At 70.9% G+C, this 24662-nt stretch carries 26 protein-coding genes; 11 read left to right on the top strand and 15 right to left on the bottom strand.

Translation table 11 applies throughout. The features are described 5' to 3' along the window. Positions 1–47: 47 nt before the first annotated feature. Positions 48–281: a glucose PTS transporter subunit EIIB gene (locus ACFYXK_RS27900; RefSeq protein ID WP_389413599.1), complete on the bottom strand. Its 234-nt coding sequence runs from the start codon at positions 279–281 to the stop codon at positions 48–50. 246 nt (positions 282–527) lie between these two features. Between ACFYXK_RS27900 and ACFYXK_RS27895 the strand changes: the two genes are divergently transcribed. Both ACFYXK_RS27895 and ACFYXK_RS27890 read left to right on the top strand, forming a co-directional pair. Then, positions 528–1829 carry a PTS transporter subunit EIIC gene (locus ACFYXK_RS27895; RefSeq protein ID WP_389413598.1) on the top strand — a complete coding sequence of 434 codons (1302 nt, stop codon included), beginning with the start codon at positions 528–530 and terminating at the stop codon, positions 1827–1829. A 309-nt stretch (positions 1830–2138) separates the two neighbouring features. Beyond that, complete coding sequence (locus tag ACFYXK_RS27890; protein WP_389413597.1) at positions 2139–3395, top strand: PTS transporter subunit EIIC; 1257 nt, start codon at positions 2139–2141, stop codon at positions 3393–3395. Between the two features lie 78 nt (positions 3396–3473). Here the strand turns inward: ACFYXK_RS27890 and ACFYXK_RS27885 are convergent, their stop codons facing one another. Continuing rightward, a complete protein-coding gene (locus ACFYXK_RS27885; protein WP_389413596.1) occupies positions 3474–4226 on the bottom strand; it encodes an MBL fold metallo-hydrolase in 753 nt (250 codons plus the stop codon). 205 nt (positions 4227–4431) lie between these two features. Here ACFYXK_RS27885 and ACFYXK_RS27880 point away from each other — a divergent pair, with 205 nt between their 5' ends. Together ACFYXK_RS27880 and ACFYXK_RS27875 are read left to right on the top strand one after the other, a co-directional pair. Continuing rightward, positions 4432–4851 carry a hypothetical protein gene (locus tag ACFYXK_RS27880; protein ID WP_389413595.1) on the top strand — a complete coding sequence of 140 codons (420 nt, stop codon included), beginning with the start codon at positions 4432–4434 and terminating at the stop codon, positions 4849–4851. After that, positions 4848–5201 carry a DUF488 domain-containing protein gene (locus ACFYXK_RS27875; RefSeq protein ID WP_389413613.1) on the top strand — a complete coding sequence of 118 codons (354 nt, stop codon included), beginning with the start codon at positions 4848–4850 and terminating at the stop codon, positions 5199–5201. Before ACFYXK_RS27880 ends, ACFYXK_RS27875 begins: the two co-directional genes overlap by 4 nt. Positions 5202–5289: 88 nt before the next feature. Here the strand turns inward: ACFYXK_RS27875 and ACFYXK_RS27870 are convergent, their stop codons facing one another. From ACFYXK_RS27870 to clpS, 7 genes are all read right to left on the bottom strand, one after another. Further along, positions 5290–6240, bottom strand: coding sequence for a PLP-dependent cysteine synthase family protein (locus ACFYXK_RS27870; protein WP_389413594.1), 951 nt, complete (start codon positions 6238–6240; stop codon positions 5290–5292). After that, positions 6240–6518: a MoaD/ThiS family protein gene (locus ACFYXK_RS27865; protein ID WP_266628924.1), complete on the bottom strand. Its 279-nt coding sequence runs from the start codon at positions 6516–6518 to the stop codon at positions 6240–6242. The genes ACFYXK_RS27870 and ACFYXK_RS27865 overlap by 1 nt, the downstream gene beginning before the upstream one ends. A gap of 80 nt (positions 6519–6598) precedes the next feature. After that, positions 6599–6706: a putative leader peptide gene (locus tag ACFYXK_RS27860; RefSeq protein ID WP_324603773.1), complete on the bottom strand. Its 108-nt coding sequence runs from the start codon at positions 6704–6706 to the stop codon at positions 6599–6601. A 77-nt stretch (positions 6707–6783) separates the two neighbouring features. After that, positions 6784–7206 (bottom strand): Mov34/MPN/PAD-1 family protein, encoded by a 423-nt coding sequence (locus ACFYXK_RS27855; RefSeq protein WP_389413593.1) that lies wholly within the window; start codon positions 7204–7206, stop codon positions 6784–6786. A 99-nt stretch (positions 7207–7305) separates the two neighbouring features. Continuing rightward, on the bottom strand, positions 7306–8781 hold the full coding sequence (locus tag ACFYXK_RS27850; protein WP_389413592.1) for an amino acid permease: 1476 nt from the start codon (positions 8779–8781) through the stop codon (positions 7306–7308). A 349-nt stretch (positions 8782–9130) separates the two neighbouring features. Next, positions 9131–9748, bottom strand: coding sequence for a DUF2017 domain-containing protein (locus tag ACFYXK_RS27845; RefSeq protein WP_389413591.1), 618 nt, complete (start codon positions 9746–9748; stop codon positions 9131–9133). Beyond that, complete coding sequence (clpS, locus tag ACFYXK_RS27840) at positions 9748–10062, bottom strand: ATP-dependent Clp protease adapter ClpS (protein WP_389413590.1); 315 nt, start codon at positions 10060–10062, stop codon at positions 9748–9750. The genes ACFYXK_RS27845 and clpS overlap by 1 nt, the downstream gene beginning before the upstream one ends. An 81-nt stretch (positions 10063–10143) precedes the next feature. Here clpS and ACFYXK_RS27835 point away from each other — a divergent pair, with 81 nt between their 5' ends. Both ACFYXK_RS27835 and ACFYXK_RS27830 read left to right on the top strand, forming a co-directional pair. After that, complete coding sequence (locus ACFYXK_RS27835; RefSeq protein ID WP_389413589.1) at positions 10144–11472, top strand: nicotinate phosphoribosyltransferase; 1329 nt, start codon at positions 10144–10146, stop codon at positions 11470–11472. Positions 11473–11574: 102 nt separating this feature from the next. Next, entirely contained in the window at positions 11575–12177 is a 603-nt protein-coding gene (locus tag ACFYXK_RS27830; RefSeq protein ID WP_389413588.1) for an isochorismatase family protein, read from the top strand. A gap of 22 nt (positions 12178–12199) precedes the next feature. Here the strand turns inward: ACFYXK_RS27830 and ACFYXK_RS27825 are convergent, their stop codons facing one another. Together ACFYXK_RS27825 and ACFYXK_RS27820 are read right to left on the bottom strand one after the other, a co-directional pair. Then, positions 12200–12502 (bottom strand): hypothetical protein, encoded by a 303-nt coding sequence (locus ACFYXK_RS27825; RefSeq protein ID WP_389413587.1) that lies wholly within the window; start codon positions 12500–12502, stop codon positions 12200–12202. 112 nt (positions 12503–12614) lie between these two features. Then, positions 12615–15026, bottom strand: a complete 2412-nt coding sequence (locus ACFYXK_RS27820; RefSeq protein ID WP_389413586.1) for an immune inhibitor A domain-containing protein — start codon at positions 15024–15026, stop codon at positions 12615–12617. A 384-nt stretch (positions 15027–15410) separates the two neighbouring features. Between ACFYXK_RS27820 and ACFYXK_RS27815 the strand changes: the two genes are divergently transcribed. Further along, complete coding sequence (locus ACFYXK_RS27815; protein WP_389413585.1) at positions 15411–15746, top strand: hypothetical protein; 336 nt, start codon at positions 15411–15413, stop codon at positions 15744–15746. Positions 15747–15779: 33 nt separating this feature from the next. On the opposite strand, the gene ACFYXK_RS27810 is transcribed toward ACFYXK_RS27815, so the two are convergent. Further along, positions 15780–16523 (bottom strand): RDD family protein, encoded by a 744-nt coding sequence (locus ACFYXK_RS27810; protein ID WP_389413584.1) that lies wholly within the window; start codon positions 16521–16523, stop codon positions 15780–15782. Between the two features lie 99 nt (positions 16524–16622). After that, on the bottom strand, positions 16623–18215 hold the full coding sequence (locus ACFYXK_RS27805) for an RDD family protein (RefSeq protein ID WP_389413583.1): 1593 nt from the start codon (positions 18213–18215) through the stop codon (positions 16623–16625). 269 nt (positions 18216–18484) lie between these two features. Between ACFYXK_RS27805 and ACFYXK_RS27800 the strand changes: the two genes are divergently transcribed. After that, positions 18485–18964 carry an SsgA family sporulation/cell division regulator gene (locus ACFYXK_RS27800; RefSeq protein ID WP_383519559.1) on the top strand — a complete coding sequence of 160 codons (480 nt, stop codon included), beginning with the start codon at positions 18485–18487 and terminating at the stop codon, positions 18962–18964. Between the two features lie 47 nt (positions 18965–19011). Here ACFYXK_RS27800 and ACFYXK_RS27795 read toward each other — a convergent pair whose 3' ends face one another. After that, complete coding sequence (locus ACFYXK_RS27795; protein WP_389413612.1) at positions 19012–20394, bottom strand: FAD-binding oxidoreductase; 1383 nt, start codon at positions 20392–20394, stop codon at positions 19012–19014. A gap of 105 nt (positions 20395–20499) precedes the next feature. On the opposite strand from ACFYXK_RS27795, the gene ACFYXK_RS27790 reads away from it, so the two are divergent. Beyond that, a complete protein-coding gene (locus tag ACFYXK_RS27790) occupies positions 20500–22050 on the top strand; it encodes a hypothetical protein (RefSeq protein ID WP_389413582.1) in 1551 nt (516 codons plus the stop codon). A 103-nt stretch (positions 22051–22153) separates the two neighbouring features. Here ACFYXK_RS27790 and hppD read toward each other — a convergent pair whose 3' ends face one another. Continuing rightward, positions 22154–23299: a 4-hydroxyphenylpyruvate dioxygenase gene (hppD, locus tag ACFYXK_RS27785; RefSeq protein ID WP_389413581.1), complete on the bottom strand. Its 1146-nt coding sequence runs from the start codon at positions 23297–23299 to the stop codon at positions 22154–22156. Between the two features lie 134 nt (positions 23300–23433). Here hppD and ACFYXK_RS27780 point away from each other — a divergent pair, with 134 nt between their 5' ends. After that, the gene (locus ACFYXK_RS27780) at positions 23434–23904 is read left to right on the top strand and encodes an Lrp/AsnC family transcriptional regulator (RefSeq protein ID WP_030299924.1); all 471 of its coding nucleotides are present in this window, start codon (positions 23434–23436) and stop codon (positions 23902–23904) included. A gap of 86 nt (positions 23905–23990) precedes the next feature. Beyond that, positions 23991–24605 (top strand): ArsR/SmtB family transcription factor, encoded by a 615-nt coding sequence (locus ACFYXK_RS27775; RefSeq protein ID WP_389413580.1) that lies wholly within the window; start codon positions 23991–23993, stop codon positions 24603–24605. Positions 24606–24662: the final 57 nt, after the last annotated feature.

The following is a 24662-nucleotide window of genomic DNA, read 5'->3' as shown; positions in this document are numbered from 1 at the left end:
TACGGGGCCTGGCGGCTGTGCGAGCGGGGGCTCAGCTCACACCGTGCTCACATCATGTCTTCGATGTCGGCGGCGATCGGGTCGGCGTCGGTGCCGATGACGACCTGGATCGCGGTGCCCATCTTGACGACGCCGTGGGCGCCGGCGGCCTTCAGGGCGGCCTCGTCGACCTTGCCGGGGTCGATGACCTCGGTGCGCAGGCGGGTGATGCAGCCCTCGACCTCTTCGATGTTGTCGATGCCGCCGAGCCCGGCGACGATCTTCTCAGCCTTGGTGGCCATGTGTTTCTCCCTGGGTTCTGCGAAGAACGAGTCTCGGCGGCCCTGTTCCAGCCAGCGCGGTCCGCTTCGTCACGGTAACCCACTGTTGGCCCAGCTACGCGAGCGCGGGTCCTGCTTCTGCCGAATGATGACGATCAGCAGCAACCTGCCCTCCGGGCGGGTGAATGCGACCGCACCACAAGTGGTCTACACCAGTGTGCCGCACCGGACGCACGTGCCCAAACGGGCCCGTCAGGGAGGACGCCGATGAGCGCGAGCAGCGCCGCAGCAGCACCGCAGCCGAAGTGGTGGAGCGGCTTGTACCCCGGGCTGCAGAAGATGGGGCGCAGTCTTCAGCTGCCGATCGCGGTGCTGCCCGCGGCCGGGCTCCTCAACGGGCTGGGGCAGCCGGGCGTCTTGGGCGAGGAGGGCCTCAACTGGACGATCGTGGCCAAGGTGATGGTGGCCGCGGGCGGCGCCCTGCTGAACGCGGACATCGGGCTGCCGCTGCTCTTCTGCATCGGCGTCGCGATCGGCATGGCCAAGAAGGCGGACGGTTCGACGGCCCTCGCGGCGGTGGCGGGCTTCCTCGTCTACCGGGGCGTGCTGCACGCCTTCCCCAACACCTGCCCGATCGGCACCAGGGACATCGGCCCCGGCTGCCTGGGGCCGAACAACACCTTCGTGGAGTTCACGTACCAGAACCCCGGCGTGTTCGGCGGCATCATCATGGGCCTGCTGGCCGCCTGGTTCTGGCAGCGCTTCCACCGGGTGAAGCTGGTCGACTGGCTGGGCTTCTTCAACGGCCGCAGGCTGGTGCCGATCATCATGTCGTTCGTGGCGATCGGGTTCGCCGCGATCTGCCTGTGGATCTGGCCGCCGGTCGGCAGCGCGCTGGAGAGCTTCTCCGACTGGCTGGTGGGGCTGGGCTCCTGGGGCGCCGGCATCTTCGGCGTGGCCAACCGCGCGCTGCTGGTGATCGGCCTGCACCAGTTCCTGAACGTGCCGGTGTGGTTCCAGTTCGGCAGCTACACCAAGCCGGACGGGACGACGGTGCACGGCGACATCAACATGTTCCTGGCGGGCGACCCGAACGCCGGGCAGTTCCTGACCGGCTTCTTCCCGATCATGATGTTCGCGCTCCCGGCGGCGGCGCTGGCGATCACCCACTGCGCGAAGCCGCAGCGGCGCAAGGAGGTCGCCGGCCTGATGCTGTCGGTCGGCCTGACCTCGTTCGTCACGGGCATCACGGAGCCGATCGAGTACTCCTTCCTCTTCGTCGCGCCGGCGCTGTACGCGATCCATGCGGTGCTGACGGGCGTGTCGATGGCGGTGACGTGGGGGCTGGGCGTCCACGACGGCTTCAGCTTCTCGGCGGGCCTGATCGACTACCTCATCAACTTCGGCCTCGCGACGAAACCCTTGTTGATCATTCCGATCGGCCTGTGCTTCGCGGCGGTGTACTACGTCGTGTTCCGCTTCGCGATCACGAAGTTCGACATCCCGACCCCGGGCCGGGAGTCGGACGAGGAGATCGCCGCGATGCAGGCGGACAACACCAAGGCGTAGGGCACGAAGGGGTAACGAACCCCGCACCGCCGAAGGCCCCCGGACCCACGGATCCGGGGGCCTTCCGCTTGTCCTGCGCCCGTCCTCCGCTTGTCGCGGACTTCCGGTCGCCGCCACGAGCGGAGTGTGGCGCAGGCCACAGGAAATCGAAGGTTCCTTATCTATCCCCGACCATGCTACAACTGGTCTACACCACGGATTGGTGTAGACCACGCAAGCCCGGTCCGGAGCTCGCGTACCCCCGTTCTGAGACGCCGCCATCCCCCGTTTGCACCCCCTGGGCGGCGCCTTGCCTTCTGGAGGAAGCTCATGTCCACAGCCACCGCTGCGGAAAAGAAGAAGGGCGCGGGCGTGATGGCTGTCATGCAGCGCATCGGCCGGAGCCTCATGCTCCCCGTTGCAGTGCTGCCCGCCGGTGCGCTGCTGATCCGCCTCGGCCAGGACGACATGCTCGGCGACAAGTCGCTGCCCGGCTTCGTCACCAAGATCGCAAGCTACATGGCCGCCGGCGGTGACGCGATCATCGGCAACATGGCGCTCCTGTTCGCCGTCGGCATCGCGATCGGCTTCGCCAAGAAGTCCGACGGTTCGACCGCGCTCGCGGCGGTCACCGGCTACCTCGTCTTCGCCAAGGTCCTGGGCACCTTCACGGACCCGAACCTGCCGCAGGTCGAGAAGGTCGTCGACCACAAGGTCGCCCTCGTGGACGCCCCCGTCGACGCGAAGGTCCTCGGCGGTGTCGTGATGGGCATCGTCGTCGCGCTGCTCTACCAGCGCTTCCACCGGACCAAGCTGCCCGACTGGGCCGGCTTCTTCGGCGGCCGCCGCCTGGTCCCGATCCTCTCGGCCTTCGCGGGCCTGCTGATCGGCATCCTCTTCGGCCTCGTCTGGCCGGTCCTCGGCACGGGTCTGCACAGCTTCGGTGAGTGGCTGGTCGGCTCCGGGGCCGTCGGCGCGGGCATCTTCGGTGTCGCCAACCGTGCGCTGATCCCGGTCGGCATGCACCACCTGCTGAACTCCTTCCCGTGGTTCCAGGCGGGCGAGTACAACGGCAAGAGCGGCGACATCGCCCGCTTCCTCGCGGGCGACCCGAGCGCCGGACAGTTCATGACCGGCTTCTTCCCGATCATGATGTTCGCCCTTCCGGCGGCCTGCCTCGCGATCGTCCACTGTGCGCGCCCCGAGCGCCGCAAGGTCGTCGGCGGCATGATGTTCTCCCTCGCGCTCACCTCCTTCGTCACCGGTGTGACCGAGCCGATCGAGTTCACGTTCATGTTCATCGCCCCGGTCCTGTACGCGGTCCACGCGGTGCTGACCGGTGTCTCGATGGCGCTGACCTGGTCGCTGGGCATGAGGGACGGCTTCGGCTTCTCGGCCGGCCTGGTCGACTACGGCCTGAACTTCGGCATCGCCTCGAACCCGTGGGGCCTGGCCGGCATCGGCCTCTGCTTCGCGGTGGTCTACTACTTCGTCTTCCGCTTCGCGATCACGAAGTACAACCTCCCGACGCCGGGCCGCGAGTCCGACGAGGAGCTCGCCGAGCTGGCGAAGGCCGAGGCCAAGTAGCCACGGCGCTGCGCCCGCGTACGGCGAAGCCCCCGCTCTCCCCGAAGAAGGGAGGGCGGGGGCTTCGCCGTAGGCGTGTCAGACCTCGTAGACGGCGCCCGCGTACGCGAGGTCGACCGGGCCGTCGTAGGCCGCGCGGGCGTCGGCCAGGTTCTGGAGGGCGTCCGTCCACGGCGGGATGTGCGTCAGGACGAGCCGGCCGACCTTGCCGCCGCGCGCGAACTCCCCGGCCTCGCGGCCGTTGAGGTGGAGGTCCGGGATGTCCTCCTTGCCGTGCGTGAAGGAGGCCTCGCACAGGAACAGGTCCGTGCCCTCGGCGAGCATCCCCAGCTCGGGGCAGACGCCCGTGTCGCCGGAGTACGCGAGGGAGCGGCCGGCGTGCTCGACGCGGATGCCGTAGGCCTCGACGGGGTGGGCGACCCGCTCCGTGCGGACCGTGAACGGGCCGATCTCGAAGCTGCCGGACTTCAGGGTCCGGAAGTCGAAGACCTCGCTCATGGAGCGCTCGTCGGGGACGTCCTCGTAGGCCGTCGTCAGGCGCTTCTCGGTGCCTTCGGGGCCGTAGACGGGGATGGTCCCGCAGCGGCCGCCCTCGTGCCGGTAGTAGCGGGCGACGAAGTACGCGCACATGTCGATGCAGTGGTCGGCGTGCAGATGGCTCAGGAAGATCGCGTCGAGGTCGTAGAGACCGATGTGGCGCTGCAGATCACCGAGGGCGCCGTTGCCCATGTCGAGGAGCAGCCGGAAGCCGTCGGCCTCGACGAGGTAGCTCGAGCAGGCCGATTCCGCGGACGGGAACGACCCCGAGCAGCCGACGACGGTGAGCTTCATGGAGCGAGAACCTCCGGGGACGGTCCGTGGACGGAATGCGGGCCGTGCGTGGGTCGAGCGTAAGGCGCGAAACGTCAGGTCGCTCCTCCGCGGCAGGCCGTTGTGGGGGGAATCACCTGTGCTGTCACCCGGGGGAGCGACGGTGGGCACGGGCGTGCCGGTGCACTGCCGTGCTGCGGGGTCCGGGCGCGGCTACCTTCGGAATATGGACACGTCCTGGTGGCCCGCGGCGGCCGCGGTGGTGGCCGTGGTGCTGGTGGTGCTGGTCGCGGGGCGTCGGCCGGGGACGGCCCGGCGGGCCCCGGCGCCGCACGGGCCGGGTGCGCCGCCGCGGCCGCGGGCGGGTGAGCTGTGGTGTCTGGCGGACGGGCGGCTGTGCCTGGTGCTGGCGGTGTCGTCCGTACGGGCCCACCGGGCGCGGGTCGCGTGGATCACCGGGAAGTACGACGACCGGCGGGCCGGGGTGATCCCGCTGCCCCCGGGGACGGTGGGGGCGCAGGGCCGGGCGAGCTTCCTGGAGGCGGACCGGCCCGCGGAGGTGTCGGTGTGGGAGTTCCGCAGCCGGCTGGGGGTGCTGGATCCTGCGGTGTGGGACGAGGTCAAGGGACTCGGAGGTGGCCGCTGATGGTGCGGGTGCGGCGGGTGTACGACCCTCCGGAGCCGGAGGAGGACGGCGTACGGGTCCTCGTGGACCGGCTGTGGCCGCGGGGCCTGGCGAAGGCGGCGGCGGGGGTGGACGAATGGCCCAAGGCGGTGACGCCGTCCGGGGAACTGCGGAAGTGGTTCCACGGGGGCGGGGGCAGCGCGCAGGAGTTCCGGGCCCGCTACGAGGCGGAGCTGGCGGCCCCGGAGGCGGTGGCGGAGCTGGACCGGCTGCGCACGCTGGCCGCGGCGGGCCCGGTCACCCTCCTGACCGCGGTCAAGGACCCCGCCTCGAGCCATGCCGCCGTCCTGGCGGAGCTGCTGTCCGGCTGACGCCCCGGCCCCCGGCGCGGGGCCGGGGTACCCGGGCCGCCGCGCCTCGAACGCCGGCGGGACAGAATTGCCGCCGGCGGGGCCGGACCTACGCCCAGAGCTGGCCCTGGAGGGTTTCGATCGCTTCCTCCGTCGTGGCGGCCGTGTAGACGCCCGTCGAGAGGTACTTCCAGCCGCCGTCGGCCACGACGAAGACGATGTCCGCCGTCTCGCCGGCGGCCACCGCCTTGCGGGCCACGCCGATCGCCGCGTGCAGGGCGGCGCCCGTGGAGACGCCCGCGAAGATGCCCTCCTGCTGGAGGAGTTCCCGGGTGCGGGTCACCGCGTCCGCCGAGCCCACCGAGAAGCGGGTCGTCAGGACCGAGGCGTCGTACAGCTCCGGGACGAAGCCCTCGTCCAGGTTGCGCAGGCCGTAGACCAGGTCGTCGTAGCGCGGCTCCGCCGCGACGATCCGTACGCCGGGCACGTGCTCGCGCAGGTAGCGGCCGACGCCCATCAGGGTGCCCGTCGTGCCCAGACCCGCCACGAAGTGGGTGATCGAGGGGAGGTCCCGCAGGATCTCGGGGCCGGTCGTCGCGTAGTGGGCGCCCGCGTTGTCCGGGTTCCCGTACTGGTACAGCATCACCCAGTCGGGGTGCTCCGCCGCCAGCTCCTTGGCGACCCGGACCGCGGTGTTCGACCCGCCCGCCGCCGGCGACGAGATGATCTCGGCTCCCCACATGGCCAGGAGGTCACGCCGCTCCTGCGAGGTGTTCTCCGGCATGACGCACACGATCCGGTAGCCCTTGAGCTTGGCCGCCATCGCGAGCGAGATGCCGGTGTTGCCCGAGGTGGGCTCCAGGATCGTGCAGCCGGGGGTCAGCCGGCCGTCCTTCTCGGCCTGCTCGACCATGTGGAGCGCGGGGCGGTCCTTGATCGAGCCGGTCGGGTTCCGGTCCTCCAGCTTGGCCCAGATGCGGACGTCGTCCGAGGGCGACAGGCGGGGCAGCCGGACCAGCGGCGTGTTGCCGACGGCGGCCAGCGGGGAGTCGTAGCGCATCAGACGGAGCCGCCGGCGACCGCCGGGAGGATGGTGACGCTGTCGCCGTCCTTGAGGGCGGTGGAGATGCCGTCGAGGAAGCGGACGTCCTCGTCGTTGAGGTAGACGTTCACGAAGCGGCGCAGCTTGCCGCCGTCGACGATGCGCTCCTCGATGCCCTTGTGGCGCGTCTCGAGGTCGGCGAAGAGCTCGGACAGCGTGGTGCCCTCACCGTTGACGGCCTTCTCGCCGTCGGTGTAGGTGCGGAGGATGGTCGGGATGCGGACCTCGATGGCCATGGCAGGCTCCAGTTGTGAGTAAAGCGGGAGGGGCTTAAGGGCGCGCGGCGCATGGGCCCCCGCGCGAGGGCCTGTGGTGCTCAGGCGGCAGGACAGATGCTGCTGGCGAGGCGGCACAGGTCGACGTGCAGCCGCGCCACAAGCAGCAGCCTGCCGGGCGTCTCGATGCTCACGTCGTGGGGAACCATGCGGTCATGTTAACGATTCCCGGTCCCCCATTTGGAGTGTGATCCCGCATCGTGGACGGAATCCGCTCACATCGTGGTCAGTAGGCCTCGACGACCTGCACTTCCTCCTCGGTGACGACGCCGTCGACGATCCGGTACGAGCGGAACTGGAACTCCCCGAGGCCGTCGGTGTCCGCCGTCGAGACCAGCACGTAGTGCGCGCCCGGCTCGTTCGCGTACGTGATGTCGGTACGGGAGGGGTAGGCCTCGGTGGCGGTGTGCGAGTGGTAGACGATCACGGGCTCCTCGTCCCGGTCGTCGAGCTCGCGGTAGAGCTTCAGCAGATCCTTCGAGTCGAACTCGTAGAACGTGGGCGAGCGGGCCGCGTTGAGCATCGGGATGAAGCGCTCGGGGCGGTCGGTGCCCGCCGGTCCGGCCACGACGCCGCACGCCTCGTCCGGGTGGTCCTTGCGGGCGTGCTCGACGAGCTGGTCGTACAGCGCCTGGGTAAGGGTCAGCATGAGCGACAGGATAAGCAGACGGGCCCTCCCGTACCGAGGTGTGGTACGGGAGGGCCCGGATGCTGGACACGGCCCGGACGGGAGCCGGTCGCGGGTCGGTCAGGAGACCGGCTGGGAGACGTCCTGGGAGGCGTCGCGGGAGACCTTGTTGAAGGCGGCTCCGCGCGGGTTGCGCTTCTTGAGCACCAGGTACGAGACGCCCAGGATCAGGCCCCACAGCGGCGCGCAGTACAGCGAGACGCGGGAGTCCTTGTCGATGCCCATCATCACGATGACCATGCCGATGAACAGCAGGGCGAACCAGCTGGTCCACGGGGCGCCGGGGGCGCGGAACGGGGACTGCGGCAGCTCGCCGCGGTCGGCCTTGGCGCGGTAGCGGATCTGGCAGACGAGGATCATGATCCAGGCCCACATGCCGGAGATGGTAGCGAAGGAGACGACGTAGTCGAAGGCCTTGCCCGGGGCGACGTAGTTGATCCAGACGCCCACCAGCATCAGCGCGGCGGAGAACGTCGTGCCCACGAGCGGGGTGCCGCTCTTGGTGAGCTTGGTGAAGAACTTCGGGCCCTGGCCGTTGAGCGCGAGGTCGCGCAGCATGCGGCCGGTGGAGTACATGCCCGAGTTGCAGGAGGACAGCGCGGCGGTCAGGACGACGAAGTTGACGATCGCGGCGCCGACGCCGAGGCCCATCTTCTCGAAGGCCAGCACGAACGGGCTCTCGCCCGCCTTGAAGTTGGACCACGGGATGACCGACATGATCATGATGAGCGCGCCGACGTAGAAGACGGCGATGCGCCACGGCACGGTGTTGATGGCCTTGGGCAGGGTCTTCTCGGGGTCCTTGGACTCGCCGGCGGTGACGCCGACCAGCTCGACCGCGAGGAAGGCGAACATGACGATCTGCAGCGTCATCAGCGTCTCGCCGATGCCGTTGGGGAAGAAGCCGCGGTCGTTCCACAGGTTGGAGACGGAGGCGGTCGCGGCGGCGTCGGAGAAGCCGACGGTGAGGATGCCGGCGCAGATCAGGATCATGCCGACGATGGCGGTGACCTTGACCATCGAGAACCAGAACTCGAGCTCACCGAAGAGCTTCACCGAGATCAGGTTGGCGGCGTAGAGGATGACCGTGAAGATCAGCGCGTAGGCCCACTGCGGGAAGCTCTCGTGGGTCCAGTACGACATGTACTTGGCCGCCGCGGTCACCTCGGTGATACCGGTGACCACCCAGAAGAGCCAGTACGTCCAGCCGGTCGCGTACCCCCAGAAGGGGCCGAGGAACTCTCGGGCGTAGTCCGAGAAGGAGCCCGAGACCGGGCGGTACATCAGCAGCTCGCCCAGGGCGCGCATGATGAAGAAGATGACCAGGCCCGCGATGGCGTAGGCCAGGATCAGGCTCGGGCCGGCCTTCGAGATGGCCTTGCCGGCGCCCAGGAAGAGGCCGGTGCCGATGGCTCCGCCGATCGCGATCATCTGGATCTGGCGGGCTCCGAGTGCGCGGTGGTAACCCTCGCCGCCCTCGGCCGCGGCGCCCTCTCCGGGCGTCCTGTCGTGCTGCTCGACCTGCACAGAGGTCATGTCTTGGTGCGCCTTTCTCCACGCCGACCCGCGCCTTGGAAGGCAGCGGATCGGGTCCTCGATCCCCCCGGATACGGATGGAGTTGCACCCGGCGGTCAGCCGGTTCAAGCAGGCCGGGGGACATGGGTGGCGCCCCGTCGGCGGTCGTGAAGATCTATCACGGGCTTACGGGTGGCCGGGGCGCGGAAAAGTGATCTGGGGCACACGGAATTCAGGACAAAGGTCCTGAAAAGAATCAGATCACCGCATCGCGGTGATCTGATCGTTATCCGGATTTGAGCGTCCGCTGAGCGAACGCCGCGCGAACAGTGTTCCTGCTTGAGGCTTTCCTGAGGGTTCCGAGGGTTCTCAGAGGGTTTCGATGAGGGTTTCCTGGAGGCCGCCGAGCCAGAGGTAGGCCATCACCATCGGCTTGCGCGGGTCGTCGTCCGGCAGCCGGAAGAGCATCGCGCTCTCGTCGTCCTCGGTGATGTCGAGACGGGCCGCGATGGTCAGGCGCAGGTCGTTGAGCGCCCCCAGCCAGCGCAGCGGGAGCTCCCCGGTGAGCTCGAGCAGGGCCGCCCCGTCGCCGCCGGGGGTGAGCGCGTCCAGGCTGCGCACGACGGCCAGCGCGTCCTCCCGCTTGTGGCTGCGCAGGTCGTTCTCGGTGAACCTGCGGAATTCCGCCGACCGGGCGGCGAGCTCCTGCGGATCCACCTTCCGGTCCTCGGGGCCGGGGCCGCCGTAGGCGTCGGGGAAGAGCCGGATCAGCGCAGGATCGGAGGGGCGTTCGGTGGGCCCCTCGTTGCCCTCGGCGAACAGCACGGCCAGCGGGTCGGCGTCCTCGTCGGGCTCGGGCGCGCCCGGACCGATGAGCTCCAGCAGCTGGACCGCGAGGGAGCGCAGGATGGAGATCTCGATCTCGTCCAGCGTGACGGCGGCACCGCCGCCCTCGAGGGCTTCGAACATCCCGGCGGACCGCCCCATCAGATGCGGTCCTGGGAGAGGGTCGCCCACAGGCCGTAGCCGTGCATGGCCTGCACGTCGCGCTCCATTTCCTCACGGGTGCCGCTGGACACGATCGCCCGCCCCTTGTGGTGGACGTCGAGCATCAGCTTGTGCGCCTTGTCCTTGGAGTAGCCGAAGTACGCCTGGAACACGTACGTCACGTAGCTCATGAGGTTGACCGGGTCGTTGTGCACCAGGGTCACCCAGGGAACGTCGGGTTCGGGGACCGCGAAGGTCTCTTCGGCCGACTCGGTGCGTTCGATCTCAATGGGAGCAACACTCACTCGTCCCATGCTGCCACTGCGAGGGGCCGGTCGCACAAACGGGTCCCGAGATCTCGTCACTCTGACGAAATGTGCGCTAGCATCCGTGACATGAACCCTGCGGACCTGGGCCTGCCGGTGGACGTGCCGTCGACAGCGCTCTTCACGGATCATTACGAGCTCACGATGCTGCAGGCCGCCCTGGCGAACGGCACCGCCGACCGCCGCTCGGTCTTCGAGGTCTTCACCCGGCGGCTGCCCGAGGGGCGCCGCTACGGGGTGGTGGCCGGCACCGGCCGCGTCCTGGACGCGGTGGAGAACTTCCGGTTCGACAGCGCGGTGCTGGAGTTCCTGCGCGAGCGGGCCGTCGTCGACATGCGGACCCTGGACTGGCTGTCCTCGTACCGCTTCTCGGGAGACATCTGGGGCTACCCGGAGGGCGAGGTCTACTTCCCCGGGTCGCCGGTCCTGCGCGTGGAGGGCAGCTTCGCCGAGTGCGTGCTGCTCGAGACGGTCATCCTCTCGATCCTCAACCACGACTCGGCGATCGCGGCCGCGGCCTCGCGGATGGCCTCGGCGGCCGGTGACCGGCCGCTGATCGAGATGGGTGCGCGGCGCACCCACGAGCTGGCGGCGGTGGCGGCCTCGCGGGCCGCGTACGTCGGCGGCTTCACCTCCACCTCGGACCTGGCGGCCGGCTTCCGGTACGGGATCCCGACGGTCGGGACCTCGGCGCACGCCTTCACGCTGGTGCACGACACCGAGCGGGACGCGTTCCAGGCCCAGGTGGCCTCGCTGGGCAGCGGGACGACCCTGCTGGTCGACACGTACGACGTGGCGGAGGCCGTGCGGACGGCCGTCGAGGTCGCCGGTACGGGGCTGGGGGCGGTCCGGATCGACTCCGGCGACCTGCTGCTGGTCGCCCACCGGGTGCGGCAGCAGCTGGACGAGCTGGGGGCGACGGCGACGAAGATCGTGGTCACCTCCGACCTGGACGAGTACGCCATCGCCTCGCTGGCGGCGGCCCCGGTGGACGCGTACGGGGTCGGCACGCAGCTGGTGACGGGCAGCGGGCACCCGACGTGCTCGATGGTCTACAAGCTGGTGGCGCGGGCCGCGTCGGCGGACCCCAAGGCTCCGCTGGTGCCGGTGGCGAAGAAGTCCACGGGCGGCAAGACCTCGATCGGCGGCCGCAAGTGGGCTGCGCGGCGGACGGACGCGGACGGGGTCGCGGAGGCGGAGGTGGTCGGGACCGGCTCGGTCCCGGCGCCGCTCGCCGACACCCAGCTCCTCGTCCAGCTGGTGAAGGCGGGCGAGGTGGTGGCCCGCGAGCCCCTGGAGGCGGCCCGCGAGCGCCACCGCGGGGCCCGCGCCGGCCTCCCGCTCTCGGCGACGCAGCTCTCGCGCGGCGAGCCGGTCATCCCGACCGAGTACGCCTAGAGAGGCTCGGGCCCGCCGGGGCGCCGCCCCCGGTTTCGGGAAGGGGCGGGGTGGGGGAAGAGCCCGCGCAGCGGCAAACACGACAACCGAAGGACACGCGACATGCACCGCGCACTGATCGTCGTCGACGTACAGAACGACTTCTGCGAAGGCGGCAGCCTCGCGGTCACCGGAGGGGCCGACGTCGCCGCCGCGATCACCGAGCTGATCGGCCAGGCCACGGCCGGCTACCGGCACGTGGTCGCGACCCGCGACCACCACGTCGACCCCGGGTCGCACTTCGCGCACCCCCCGGCCGAGCCGGACTTCGAGACCTCCTGGCCGGTGCACTGCGTCGCCGGTACCGAGGGCGTCGGGTTCCACCCGAACTTCGCGCCCGCGGTCGCCTCCGGGGCCGTCGCCGCCGTCTTCGACAAGGGGGCGTACGAGGCCGCGTACAGCGGGTTCGAGGGCGCCGACGAGAACGGCACCCCGCTCGACCGGTGGCTGCGCGACCGGCAGGTCACCGAGGTCGACGTCGTCGGGATCGCCACCGACCACTGCGTGCGCGCCACCGCCCTCGACGCGGCCCGCGCCGGCTTCGCCACCCGCGTGCTGCTCGACCTGACGGCCGCCGTGGCCCCCCACACCGCCGCGCGGGCGGTCGAGGAGCTCCGCGCGGCCGGGGTCGGGCTCGTCGGCGAGAGCCCCCGCCAGAGCCCGTGACGGACCCGGCAGGGCTGCTTGCCTAGTGGCCGAGCAGGGCGCGGATCGGGTGCCAGAGCTCCTGGGCCCGGTCCGGAGCTGCGCGCCACAGCAGCCCGTCCGGGTGGTGCAGGACGGCCGTGACCTCGTCCGGGGTCGGCGGCTGCGCGTTGCCGCGCAGGTACACCGCCCGCATCCCGAGGTTCCGCAGCCTGGTCAGGGCGCGGGCCCGGTTCGCGGCGTGGACCAGCACGCGGACGTTTCCGCCCTCGCCGGACGGCCTCGGCAGCGTGAGCGCGACCACCACGCTGCCGCCTGGCAATCTGACGAAACCTCCACCGGGCATGATCTTCAGCTCCCCCGTCAATAAGAAAACTCGCACCCGCATCTAAACGCGATCGGCCGCCGCCCGCTAGAGGGCGACGGCCGATCATGCTTTGACCTGCGGGTTTACCGAATTACTTGGCGGCGGGGCCGACCTCGACCGTCATCTGGAGACCGTCGTAGGTCTCCTTCGCGATCTTGATCTTGGTGTTGGTGTCAGCGACCTTCACCGAACCGGTCGGGTTCTCGTCGTAGTAGTACTTGCCCTTGTGGTCGTCGAAGACCAGGTTCGCGGGCTTCGGCTTCAGGAACAGCGACTCACCGTTCTTGTGCAGGGTGAACGCGTCCGTCGAGTACGCGCTGAACGGCGCGTCGTACGGCTGGATCTTGTTCCGCAGCAGGGTGCCGTCCGCCCACTTCATCGGCTTGGCGTTGGCGTCGATCGGGAGGATCAGACCCTGGCCCGGGTGCTGGCTGGTGTTGTTGTCCTTCTGGGACTTGTCCCACAGCCAGATCAGCAGGCCGTCCTGGTACGGGTAGTGCTCGACCCAGCCCGGCTTGGAGTTGGCCCAGCCGAAGTTGTACGGGCCCACCTTGAGGGTGGAGTCGTACGAGACGTAGCGGCGGTTCTCCGCGATGTAGTACTGCGGGTACTCCTTGGTGAACCCGGCACCGATGCGGGAGAAGCCCTTGCCGGTCCAGCCGTTGTCGCCGTTCTCGGCGCCGTCGGTGAACAGGTTCTGGCCGTCCGCGGTGATCGCGAGGGCGTCGGCGGTGAAGCCCTTGCCGCCCGCGCCGCCGTCCGTCTGGTAGCGGAAGCGGAGGTCGATCTTCTTGCCGGCGTAGGCGTCGAGCGGGAACTTCAGGTCCTGCCAGCCGCCCGAGGCGTCGGTCAGACCGGCGTTGCCCGCGGCGTCGGCCGGGATGGCCTTGCCATTGGCGGTGCCGTTCAGGACGGTCCAGGTGGCGCCGCCGTCGGTGGACACCTCGGAGTAGAGGTAGTCGTAGTCCTTCTCGATGTCCCACCAGCCCTTGAGGGACAGTGCGGCGGAGGACTTGCCGGTCAGGTCGACCGAGCGGGTGAGGGTGTTCTTGAGGTCGTCACCCATGTTGCTCCACCACTGCGAGGAGCCCTCGGCGGGAGCGACGATGTCGGTCTTGACCTGCTTCTTCGGCAGCTCGACGACCAGCGCCTGCTTGTCCTTGGTGTTGTACTCCGAGACGCCCAGCTTGTGGGTGGACTTCGTCGCGGCCTTGGCCGTGTCGTAGTTCAGCCAGCCCAGCTGGAGCTTGTCCCAGGCGGTCATGTCGCCCGGCATGTCGCCTATGGAGTCCTTGCCGTTGCCGAGCCAGGAGCCGGCGGACATCAGGGACCAGAAGCCGACCGAGTTCTCGCCGCCACCGGAGGTGTCGTAGAGGTCCGGCAGGCCGAGGTCGTGGCCGTACTCGTGCGCGAAGACGCCGAGGCCGCCGTTCTCCGGCTGCATCGTGTAGTCGCCGACCCAGATGCCGGTGTTGCCGATCTGGGTGCCGCCGGCCTTGTTGTTCGCCGGGCCGGTCTTGCCCGCGTCGGTGCCGTAGGCGTACCAGCGGTGCGCCCACAGCGCGTTGGTGCCCTGGACACCGCCGCCGGCCGACTCGTCCTCGCCCGCGTGGACGATCTGGAAGTGGTCGATGTAGCCGTCGGGCTCGTTGAAGTTGCCGTCGCCGTCGAAGTCGTTGCGGTCCCACTGGTCGTACTGGGCCAGCGTGGCCTTGATCTCGGCGTCGGTCTTGCCGGCCTTCTTCTGGGCGTCGACCCACGCGTTGACACCGTCGCGGACGGTGTCCCACACGTTGGCGCAGTTGGTCTGGCCGCAGTAGTTGGAGCCGTAACGGGCCTCGTTGTTCGGGATCTTGACCCAGTCGGCGACCTGGCCGTCGACCGAGTAGCGACCCGAGGAGGTCTTCTCGTAGTAGGTCTTCAGCGAGTCCTTGCCCTGGCCGGTACCGAAGTACAGGTCCTGGAAGTAGTCGCGGCTGAAGTCCTTGCGCCAGGCCGTGCTGTTGTTCTGCGCACGGTCGGGCTGGGCGATCGTGTTGTGCAGCGGACCGGGGGTGCCGCCGTACTTCGGGACGGCCGGCTTCGGGCCGTCCGGACCGTCCGGGTCGAACATGGTCGTGTTGTCGACCTGGTCCCCGAACTCGACGAGGATCGTGAAGATCTTGTCGGTCTTCTCGCGGCCGAGCTCGACGTACTTCTTGTCGTCGAGCTTGACGACCTTGGAGGCGCCACGCTGCTCGACGGTCTTCTTGCCCGACAGCACCTGGTCGAGCGCGGCTTCCCGCGCCTGGGCCTGCTGGTCGCTGAACGGGCCCTTCAGGTTGTGCTGGACCTGCTCCTTCGCGGGAGCGGTCGGGTCCTGGCGGTCCGCGGCGGGCGCGGTCGACGGCGCCTCGGAAGCCTGGGCAGTGACGAGGAAGGCGCCGGAAGCCGCAGTCGCGGCCAGGGTCACACCGATGGCTGCGGCGCGCAGCGCTCGTCGACGGCTGGAATTGCTGGTCACTTGATGTCGTTCCCCTCCCGCGGCCGCGACACAGGTCGGAACGTCTCCATAGGAGCGGGGGGTTCCGCGCGGCGCGCGTCTCAAGTGACGACATTTGACCGGAGAGTCTAAAGAAAAGACAGACCTTGACTTCTTCCTTACAACTGCACTATGCGGTCAGGGAGTTCCGCTATCCGGACGTTCCTCTGCCATATAGGACGAAGGGCGCGTCCTGACCACACTGTGGGACGGGTGGGTGAACCCGTGCGCCCCCCGTGCTCCGGGCACCGTGGGTTAGGTCACGCTTACTGGCGGTTCCGCTCGGGAATCCCCCGACGTAGAGTCGCTTGACGCGCGACCTAGTTGAGCAGACTCCCCCTCCCCGCCTTGAGGACGGATATCGCCATGCCGCGTCCTACTGCAGCCCAGCTTTTCTACGGGTCCGCCGCCGTCGTCGTGTCGACGATCGCCATGCTGCTGCTGTCGCAGACGAGCTCGGGGCGCGGGATCGCCGTCATCACCACCGCCGCACTGGCCCTCGGACTGCTCGTCGCGCTCACCGCCGCGAGCCCCCGCCGCCGCGGCCGGCACGCCGCCCCCGCCGGTACCCCTGCCGTTTCCCCCGGTGTTGCCGAAATCACGCCCGCGGCGGCCCCCGTGGACACGGTCCCCGCAGACGCGGCGGCCGCTCGGGTGCCTGAGCCCCGGGCGGCCGCCGTCGAACAGCCGGTGCACCACTGAACCGTAGCCCTTCACGGCCCGGTGCAACGTGAGTTACGTCGTCCTGACCACCACGGTCTTCCCGGCCTTGTCGTGCAGGCCCTGCTGGTACGGCTTGTCGACCAGCACCGAGATGAACAGCACGATCGGCCAGAGGCAACCGCAAAGGCAGCAGACCAGCCACGGCAGCCAGAGCGCGGCGGCGCGCGCCAGAGAGGCCTTGGACGTCGGGACGCTGCCGTCGTTGAGCATCGCGACGCGCATGCCCAACCACTTCTTGCCGGGAGTCTGGCCGCTGCTCTTGGTGAACCACCAGTCGTAGCCGACGTACGCGACGATCGAGATCAGCAGGAAGACGAGGCCGCTGCCGACGTACCACCCGTTCACGACATTGCTGACGTCCTCACCCTTGCCCGTGTCCACCTGGTAGAAATTCCAGCCGAGCGCCCAGCGGATGACGGCGAGGGGCACGGACACGATGATCAAGTCGATGAGGCGTGCGGCAAGCCTCCTGCCCGTGTCGGCGAGCGGGGGCATCCCGGCCAGCGGATCCGGCATGCCGCCACCGCCGAACGCGTCACCGCCTCCGCCGTAAGGGGGCGGTGGGGGCGGGTACCCACCACCGCCGCCGCCCGCACCGCCGGCACCGCCGCCGTACGGGCCTCCCGGGGGCGGGGGCGGCCCTCCCGGCGGCGGGCCGTACGGCGAACCGCCCGACGGAGGCGTCGGTTCCTGGGGCTTCTTGAGGAACGGGTCGTCCTCGGGCGGCTGGCCCGGCGGCGGCTGATCGGTACTCATGGCCCGAGTCGAACCCGGGTCCGCGAACCCCGCAACGGGACGGCGTCCGTTCGGGGGAAGGCGCCCCAGGCGGCCGGGCCGGGCCCGGCCGCGGCCGACTCAGCGGGCCACGTAGGTCCCGGCCGCCCGGTCGTGCAGGGCCCGGCGCCGGAGCTCGTCCCCGAGGCACCAGAGGCTGCCGGGGAGCCCGAGGAACGCGTACACCAGCCAGCGGCGCAGGGCAGCGCCGAACGTGGGCGGGCGGAGCGTGGCGGCGGACAGCACCCGGACCCCGAGGAGCTTCTTGCCGGGCGTGCGGCCCCAGCGGGCGGTGGGCAGCGCCTCGTAGAACACCCCGAAGAGCAGGACGGCGCCCAGGACGAGGCCCAGGTATCCGGCCGTGGTGGTGTCGAACAGCCACACGGTGGTGGTCCGGCCGCTGCCCTTCGCGGCGTCGACCTTGGCCTCGAGGTGGGCGGTGGCCGCGGGTACGAGGGGCCAGGCGGTCCCCGCCGCGACCGCGCCGAGTACGAGGGTGTCCAGCGCGCGGGCCAGGGCCCGGCGCACCAGCCCGGCGGGGCGGACGGCCCGCTCCGCCATCCGCTCGAAGACGGCCCGCTCGGTGGGCCGGGGAGCCGTGCGGCCGGCCGCCGGGGCCGGTGCCGCCGACGCCTCGGGGCCGTGCTCGGCCTCGGCGGGGACGGCCGCCCGGCGGGGGGCGGGGGCAGGAGCCGGGGCGGACCCGGCGGCGGGCCGGGCCCCGGACGCAGGGCGGCGGTCCGCCGGGGGCTGCTCGTCCGGCGCCGCCGGCGCCTGTGCGGACCGGGCTGGCGAAGCGGCGGCAGCCGGGGCGCGCCGTACCGGGGCCTCGGGCTCGGGGCGGGCCACCGGGTCGCGGCGCACCGGGGCCTCCGCCTCGGGCGGGGCCGCCGCGTCCCAGGCCGCCGGGGCCGCCGGCTCGGGCCGGGCCGCCACCGGCTCGCGCCGCGGTGCCGGGTCGCGCCGGAGCGGGGTCTGCGGCCATGAGGAGGTGAGCCCGGACGACCCGGCACCGGCACCGGTGCCGGGGGCGGCGGGCCACTCGGGCTCGACGGGAGCCGGAGCGGGCGCGGGCGCCGGAGCCGGGGCGGGCGCCGGAGCCGGGGCCTGGGCGGCCGGGGAGCGCGCGGACAGGATCCCCACGCCCTCGGCGGAGCCCCGCGCCGCGGCCTGCGCCGGGAACCGCTCCGCGGTCGCCGCCGCGGCGGACGGCGTACGGGCGAAGGACACCCCCGGCCCGCGCTGCGGCCGCTCGGCCGCCTCCAGCGGCTCCGGGCGCGGTCCGCGCCCCGGCGAGATCCCCGCCGAACGGGCGGGCGCGTGCCCCGCGTCGGGCTCCGGCGGCGGGTTGCCCCAGGACACCCGGTGGTCGCGGGGCCCGCCGAAGCCGGACTGGTGCAGCGGGTCGGCCTGCCAGGCGGGCGCCGCCGACGCCGGTACGGCGGGCCCTGCGACGGGTTCGGGTTCGGGTTCGGGTTCGGATTCGGGCAGCGCCTCGGTCACGCCGGTCTCGTCCAGGAACACCGGGCCCGTCTCCTCGGCCCGCGGGGCAGGGCGGCTCGTACCCGGGACCCAGTTGAGGCCGTTCCAGTACCGGACGAACCCGGGGATGGACGGATCGGGGTAGTAGCCCTCGCGGGCCGCGTGCTCGCCGTCACCAGGGGAGGCCGTCAATGTCCCCAACTCCGATCGTGGCTTGAGGCTTGTGCAAGGGGAGGACCATAGCCAAGAACCGTGCCCCTACAGGTCCGGTAACGGGAGAATCCAAGCCTTTGAGCGAACGCCGCACCCTACGGCCGTTTTCGGTCACCCGACAGAATCCGGCCAATCTTCGCTTCGGTGCGCGAAGTCGCGTCATACCCGGGCACATCGGCGCTCCCTCCGGGTGTGGGGCGCGAACGCGGCCCCGCGACACGAACCGGAGATCCCGAAGTGAGGCCGCCATGCACCACCCCGTCATCGAGCGCGAGCTGGAACTCAAGCTGGTCCTGTCCCCCGAGCGCAGCGTCGCCGTCCCCGCCCGGCTGGTCTACCTGACGGACGACCCGTACGCCGTCCACATCACCTTCCACACCGGCTCCAGCACCCCGGTCAACTGGACCTTCGCCCGCGAGCTGCTGGTCGAGGGGGTGTTCCGTCCGTGCGGCCACGGAGACGTCCGGATCTGGCCCACCAAGGTCGACAACAAGGCCGTCCTCTGCATGGCCCTGACATCCCCCGACGGCGACGCCCTGCTGGAGGCCCCGGCCGGCACGGTGTCGGCCTGGCTGGAGCGCACGCTGCGCGTGGTCCCGCCCGGCACCGAGGCCGAGCGGCTGGGCCTGGACGACGCCCTGGCGGAGCTGCTCGCGCCGACCCCGGCCGACGACCTGTGGATGCGGGACCCGTGGCCGTCGGACGAGTCGGCGGACGGTGACCTGTGATGCGGATCCGCCATCTCAGCCTCGTGCGTTCCATACCCGGCGCACGGTCAGAAGAGCTTGCCGGGGTTGAGCAGACCGAGCGGATCGAAGGCCTGCTTGACCGCGCGCTGCATCTCCAGCCCCACCGGCCCCAGTTCCCTCGCGAGCCATTCCTTCTTCAGGACCCCGACCCCGTGCTCGCCGGTGATGGTCCCGCCGAGCGCCAGTCCCAGCCCCATGATCTCGTCGAAGGACTCGCGGGCCCGGCGCGTCTCGTCCTCGTCGGCCGGGTCGAAGCAGACCACCGGGTGGGTGTTGCCGTCGCCGGCGTGCGCGCAGACCCCGATGAGCAGGTCGTACGTGCGGGCGATGGCGGCCGTGCCGTCGAGCATCTCGGCGAGCCGCGAGCGCGGTACGCAGACGTCGTCGATCATCGTCGCCGGGCGCAGGGTGTCCAGGGCGGTCAGCGACATCCGGCGGGCCTGGAGCAGCAGTTCGGACTCGGCCTCGTCCTCCGCGGGGACGACGGCGGTGGCTCCGGCGGCCGTGCACAGCTTCCCCACGGCCGCGAGGTCGTCGGGCGCGTGCGGGGTGTCGAAGGCGGCGAGGAGCAGGGCCTCGGTGGTGTCCGGCAGGCCCATGTTGCCGAGGGCGTTGACGGCCCGGACGGTCGTACGGTCCATCAGCTCCAGCAGCGAGGGCGTGAGTCCGGCCTCCATGACGGCGCAGACGGCCGCGCAGGCGGCGGCGGCCGAGGGGAACTCGGCGGCCAGCGCGAGCTGGCGGGGCGGCGCCGGGCGCAGGGCGAGGACGGCCTGGACGACGACGCCGAGGCTGCCCTCGGAGCCGACGAAGAGCCGGGTGAGGTCGTACCCGGCGACGCCCTTGGCGGTACGCCGGCCCGTACGCAGGAGCCGGCCGTCGGCGAGGACCACGTCGAGGCCGAGCACGTATTCGGCGGTGACCCCGTACTTGACGCAGCACAGGCCGCCGGACGCGGTGCCGATGTTGCCGCCGATCGTGCACTGCTCCCAGCTGGAGGGGTCGGGCGGGTAGTACAGGCCCTGCGCGGCGACGGCCCGTGAGAGCACCGCGTTCACGACGCCGGGTTCGACGACGGCGATGCGGTCGACGGTGTTGATCTCGAGGATCCGGTCCATCTTGACGAGGGAGAGCAGGATGCAGCCGTCGGAGGCGTTGGCGGCGCCCGACAGGCCCGTGCGGGCGCCCTGCGGGACGACGGGGACCCGTAGGGCGGTGGCGGTGCGCAGCACGTGCTGCACCTGTTCGACGGTGCGGGGCAGGACCACGGCCGCCGGGGTGCCGGCGGCGCAGAAGTTGGCCATGTCGGTGGCGTAGGAGGCGGTCACCTCGGGATCGGTGAGGAGGGCCTCGGCGGGGAGCCCCTCCAGGAGGCTCGCGCGCAGACGTACGGAGAGATCGTCGTCCATGACATCCATGAGCCCAGCGTGACACCGGGGGCCATCGGTGTGAACACGGCCGCGACGGGCTTCGGACACCTCGGCTAACTCATCATATTGACGCACAGTGACCCCATGCACCGTATCGACCGAATCGCCCGCATCGACGAGGAGGCGCAGCAGCCCGCGCCACCCGTGACCTTCACCGGCCGCAAGACGCTCGTGGCGGCTGCGGTCGCGGTGGTCCTGATCGCCGGGGCCCTGCTGATCCGGCCGGCCCGCCAGGGCGACGACGCGCGCCCGCCGGGGCCCACCGAGCGGGCCGCCTCGGCGGTCGGCATGGGTGCGCCGGCGGCGGCGGTGGACCTGACGGCGCTGGTCGCGGACCGGGAGAAATGGGTCGCGGGGCACGAGAAGGACGACGCGTCCTGGGCGGTGCTCGGGGCGGCGTACCTGGAGCAGGCGCGCCGGACGGCGGAGCCCGGCTGGTACCCGAAGGCGGAGAAGGCGCTGAAGCGGTCGCTGGAGATCCGCCCGGCCGAGAAGGGCAACTTCGACGCGATGACGGGCATGGGCACGCTGGCCAATGCCCGGGGCGACTTCGGGACCGGGAAGAAGTGGGGCGAGCTCGTACGGGCGCAGGCACCGAAGCGGTGGACGGCGTACCCGGTGCTGGTGGACGCGTACACGGGCCTGGGCGACTACAAGGCGGCCGAGCGGTCGATGGAGCGCCTGCTGGACCTGCGGCCGGGGCTGGCGGCGTTCATCCGGGCCTCGCAGGTGTACCGGGACCGCGGCTGGCGCGAGGACGCGACGATGGCGATGGAGCACGCGGGGGGTGCGGCGAAATCGCCGGCGGAGAAGGCGTACGTACTGTTCCGCCTCGGCGAGCTGGCCTGGGAGCGGGGGGACGCGAAGGAGGCGCTGCGCCAGTACGAGGGCGCGCTGCGGGCTGACCCGGCGCAGGCGGAGGCACTGGGCGGCCGGGCCCGGGCGCTGGCCGGGCTGGGCCGGGGCGGGGAGGCCGTCCGGGACTACCGGCTGGCGCTGGGCCGGGCGCAGGATCCGCGGCTGGCGCTGGAGCTGGGCGAGCTGCTGGATGCGCTGGGGCGCGGCGACGAGGCGAAGGCTCCGTACGAGATGCTGCGCACGGCGGCTGCGCGGGGCGCGGCGGAGGGGGTGAACGAGGCGGTGGTCCTCGGCCTGTTCGAGGCGGACCACGGGGATGCGGCGGTGGCCGTGCGGCGGCTGACGCAGGAGTGGTCGCGGCACAAGAACATGCAGGTGGCGGATGCGCTGGCGTGGGCGCTGCACAAGACGGGCGACGACGCGGGGGCGCTGGAGTACGCGAAGAAGTCGACGGAGCGGGGGGCGCGGAGCGCGGACTTCGCGTACCACCGGGCGATGATCGAGCGGAGCCTGGGCGACGACGCGGGGGCCCGGCGCCACCTGCAGGAGGCGCTGCGGACGAACCCGCGGTTCTCCCCCGCCCGGGTCCCGCTGGCGAAGGAGGCCCTCGCCTCGATCGGCCAGCCGCCGCCGGGCGGCCCGGAGAACATGCAGCCGACCAAGCCGTGGGTGGCCCCGGACCTCCCGAAGGCGGCCAAACCCAAGCCCCCGGCTCCGGCGGCGAAACCGAAGCCGAAGCCGAGTCCGTCACCGAAACCCGGCCCGGCCAAGGCCTGAGGCGACGACCCGGCGCCGCCGGAATCGGGCCGGCCGGCGGGACGGCAGAGCCCCCGGCGCCGACCGACAGCGCCAGGGGCCCGGGATTCGCGGCCTGGGGAGCCTAGAGGTTGCCGCGCTTCTCCTGCTCCCGCTCGATCGCCTCGAACAGCGCCTTGAAGTTGCCCTTTCCGAAGCCCATCGAGCCGTGGCGCTCGATGATCTCGAAGAACACCGTCGGGCGGTCCTGCACCGGCTTGGTGAAGATCTGCAGCAGGTAGCCGTCCTCGTCGCGGTCGGCCAGGATCTTCAGCTCGCGCAGCTCGTCGATCGGCACCCGCGTGTCACCGACCCACTCGCCGAGCGTGTCGTAGTACGAGTCCGGGACGGACAGGAACTGCACGCCCGCCGCGCGCATCGTGCGCACGGTCGCCACGATGTCGTTCGAGGCCAGCGCGATGTGCTGGACGCCGGGGCCGCCGTAGAACTCCAGGTACTCGTCGATCTGCGACTTCTTCTTCGCGATCGCCGGCTCGTTGATCGGGAACTTGACCTTCTTCGTCCCGTCCGCGACCACCTTCGACATCAGCGCCGAGTACTCGGTCGCGATGTCGTCGCCCACGAACTCCTTCATGTTCGTGAAGCCCATGACCTTGTTGTAGAACGCGACCCACTCGTTCATCCGGCCGAGCTCGACGTTGCCCACGCAGTGGTCGATCGCCTGGAAGGTCCGCTTGGCGGGCGCCGCCACCATCGGCTCGACGGCGACGTAGCCCGGCAGGTACGGCCCGGTGTAGTCGACGCGCTCGACCAGCGTGTGGCGGGTCTGCCCGTACGTGGCGATGGCGGCCAGCACGACGGTGCCGTGCTCGTCCTTCACCTCGTACGGCTCGTCCAGCCCGCGCGCGCCCTGCTCGACGGCGTACGCGTACGCCGCCCGCGCGTCCGGGACCTCGATCGCGAGGTCGATGACACCGTCGCCGTGCTCGGTGACGTGCTCGGCGAGGAAACGGCCGTGGTCCGTCGTCGGCTTGATCACCGAGGTCAGGACGAAGCGCGCGGAGCCGTTGGTCAGGACGTAGCTGGCCGTCTCGCGGACGCCGTTCTCCGGTCCGGAGTAGGCGACGAGCTTCATGCCGAAGGCGGTGGAGTAGTAGTGCGCGGCCTGCTTGGCGTTGCCCACGGCGAAGACGACCGCGTCCATGCCCTTCACCGGGAAGGGGTCTGCCTCACGCGCGGTGTGCGGGGTGGTGTCGAGGGTCTCAGTCATGAGCGCAGAGTCCCGCCGATCCACAAGCTGCGCAATAGTTTCATATTTGGCTGTACACAATGCCCAGCCGAGCCGGAGGATTACTGAATGATCTGTGCAGTATGACCACCCATCGCACCTACCCCGGAGGAACCATGGGCATCGACGAACTCGACGGCCGGCTCATCGTCCTGCTCGCCCGCGAGCCCCGCATCGGGGTCCTGGAGGCCTCGCGCCGGCTCGGCGTGGCCCGCGGCACCGTGCAGGCCCGGCTCGACCGGCTCCAGTCGAACGGGGTCATCCGCGGCTTCGGGCCCCAGGTGGACCCGGCGGCCCTCGGGTACCCGGTTACCGCGTTCGCGACGCTGGAGATCAAGCAGGGCCAAGGAGCCGACGTACGGGCGCACTTGAACGGCGTGCCGGAGGTGCTGGAGCTGCACACCACGACCGGGCACGGGGACATGCTGTGCCGGCTCGTGGCCCGCTCCAACGCCGATCTGCAGCGGGTGATCGACCGGGTCGTCGGCTTCGAGGGGATCGTGCGGGCCTCCACGGCGATCGTCATGGAGAACCCGGTACCGCTGCGGGTCATCCCCCTGGTGGAGCAGGCGGCCCACGAGGGCTGAGCCCTCCGGGTGATTCCCAGGGCTTCCAAAGAAGTGGCTGCAAAGAAACCCTTGCATAGAAGTCTTTGCAAGACTACGGTTGAGCCATGCCCGAAGAACCGAACACCGAAGAGCCGAACGCCGAAGAGCCCGACGCCGAAGAACCCAAAGTCCGTACGCTCGACGCCCGCTCCCTGCGCGGCCTCGCCCACCCGCTGCGCATGCGCATGCTGGCCGCGCTGCGCCGCGGAGGCCCGGCCACGGCCTCTCAACTGGCGGAGCGGCTCGGCGAGTCCAGCGGCGCCACCAGCTACCACCTGCGCCAGCTCGCCGCGCACGGGTTCGTCGAGGACGCGCCGGAGCACGGCAAGGGCCGCGAACGCTGGTGGCGGGCCGTCCACGACGGCACCCGCTTCGACGAGGAACTGCTGTACACCGAGGACCCGGCCACCCGCGGTGCGGCGGACCTCTTCCTGCACGAGATCGCGACGATCCACACGCAGGAGCTGAGCACCTGGCTCGGCACGGCCTTCGGCTGGCCCCAGGAGTGGCGGCGCGCCTCGGAGGTCAGCGACTTCACGCTGCGCCTGACGCCCGACCAGACCTTCGAACTGATCCACAAGATGCACGACTTGATCAACAGCTACCGCGACCTGCCGCCGTCGCAGGACACGAAGACGGTTCGCCTCCACTCGCACGTCTTCCCGCGCGCCGGCGAGTAGCCGCACCCCGCCGCCTCTCCTCGTATCCACCGCAGCCTCGTATCCACCGCAGAAGGA

The sequence above is a fragment of the Streptomyces sp. NPDC002209 genome (genome assembly GCF_042890265.1).
Taxonomy (GTDB): domain Bacteria; phylum Actinomycetota; class Actinomycetes; order Streptomycetales; family Streptomycetaceae; genus Streptomyces.
The sequence above is the reverse complement of the archived record's forward strand: the minus strand, read 5'-3'. Positions and strand labels throughout refer to the sequence as shown.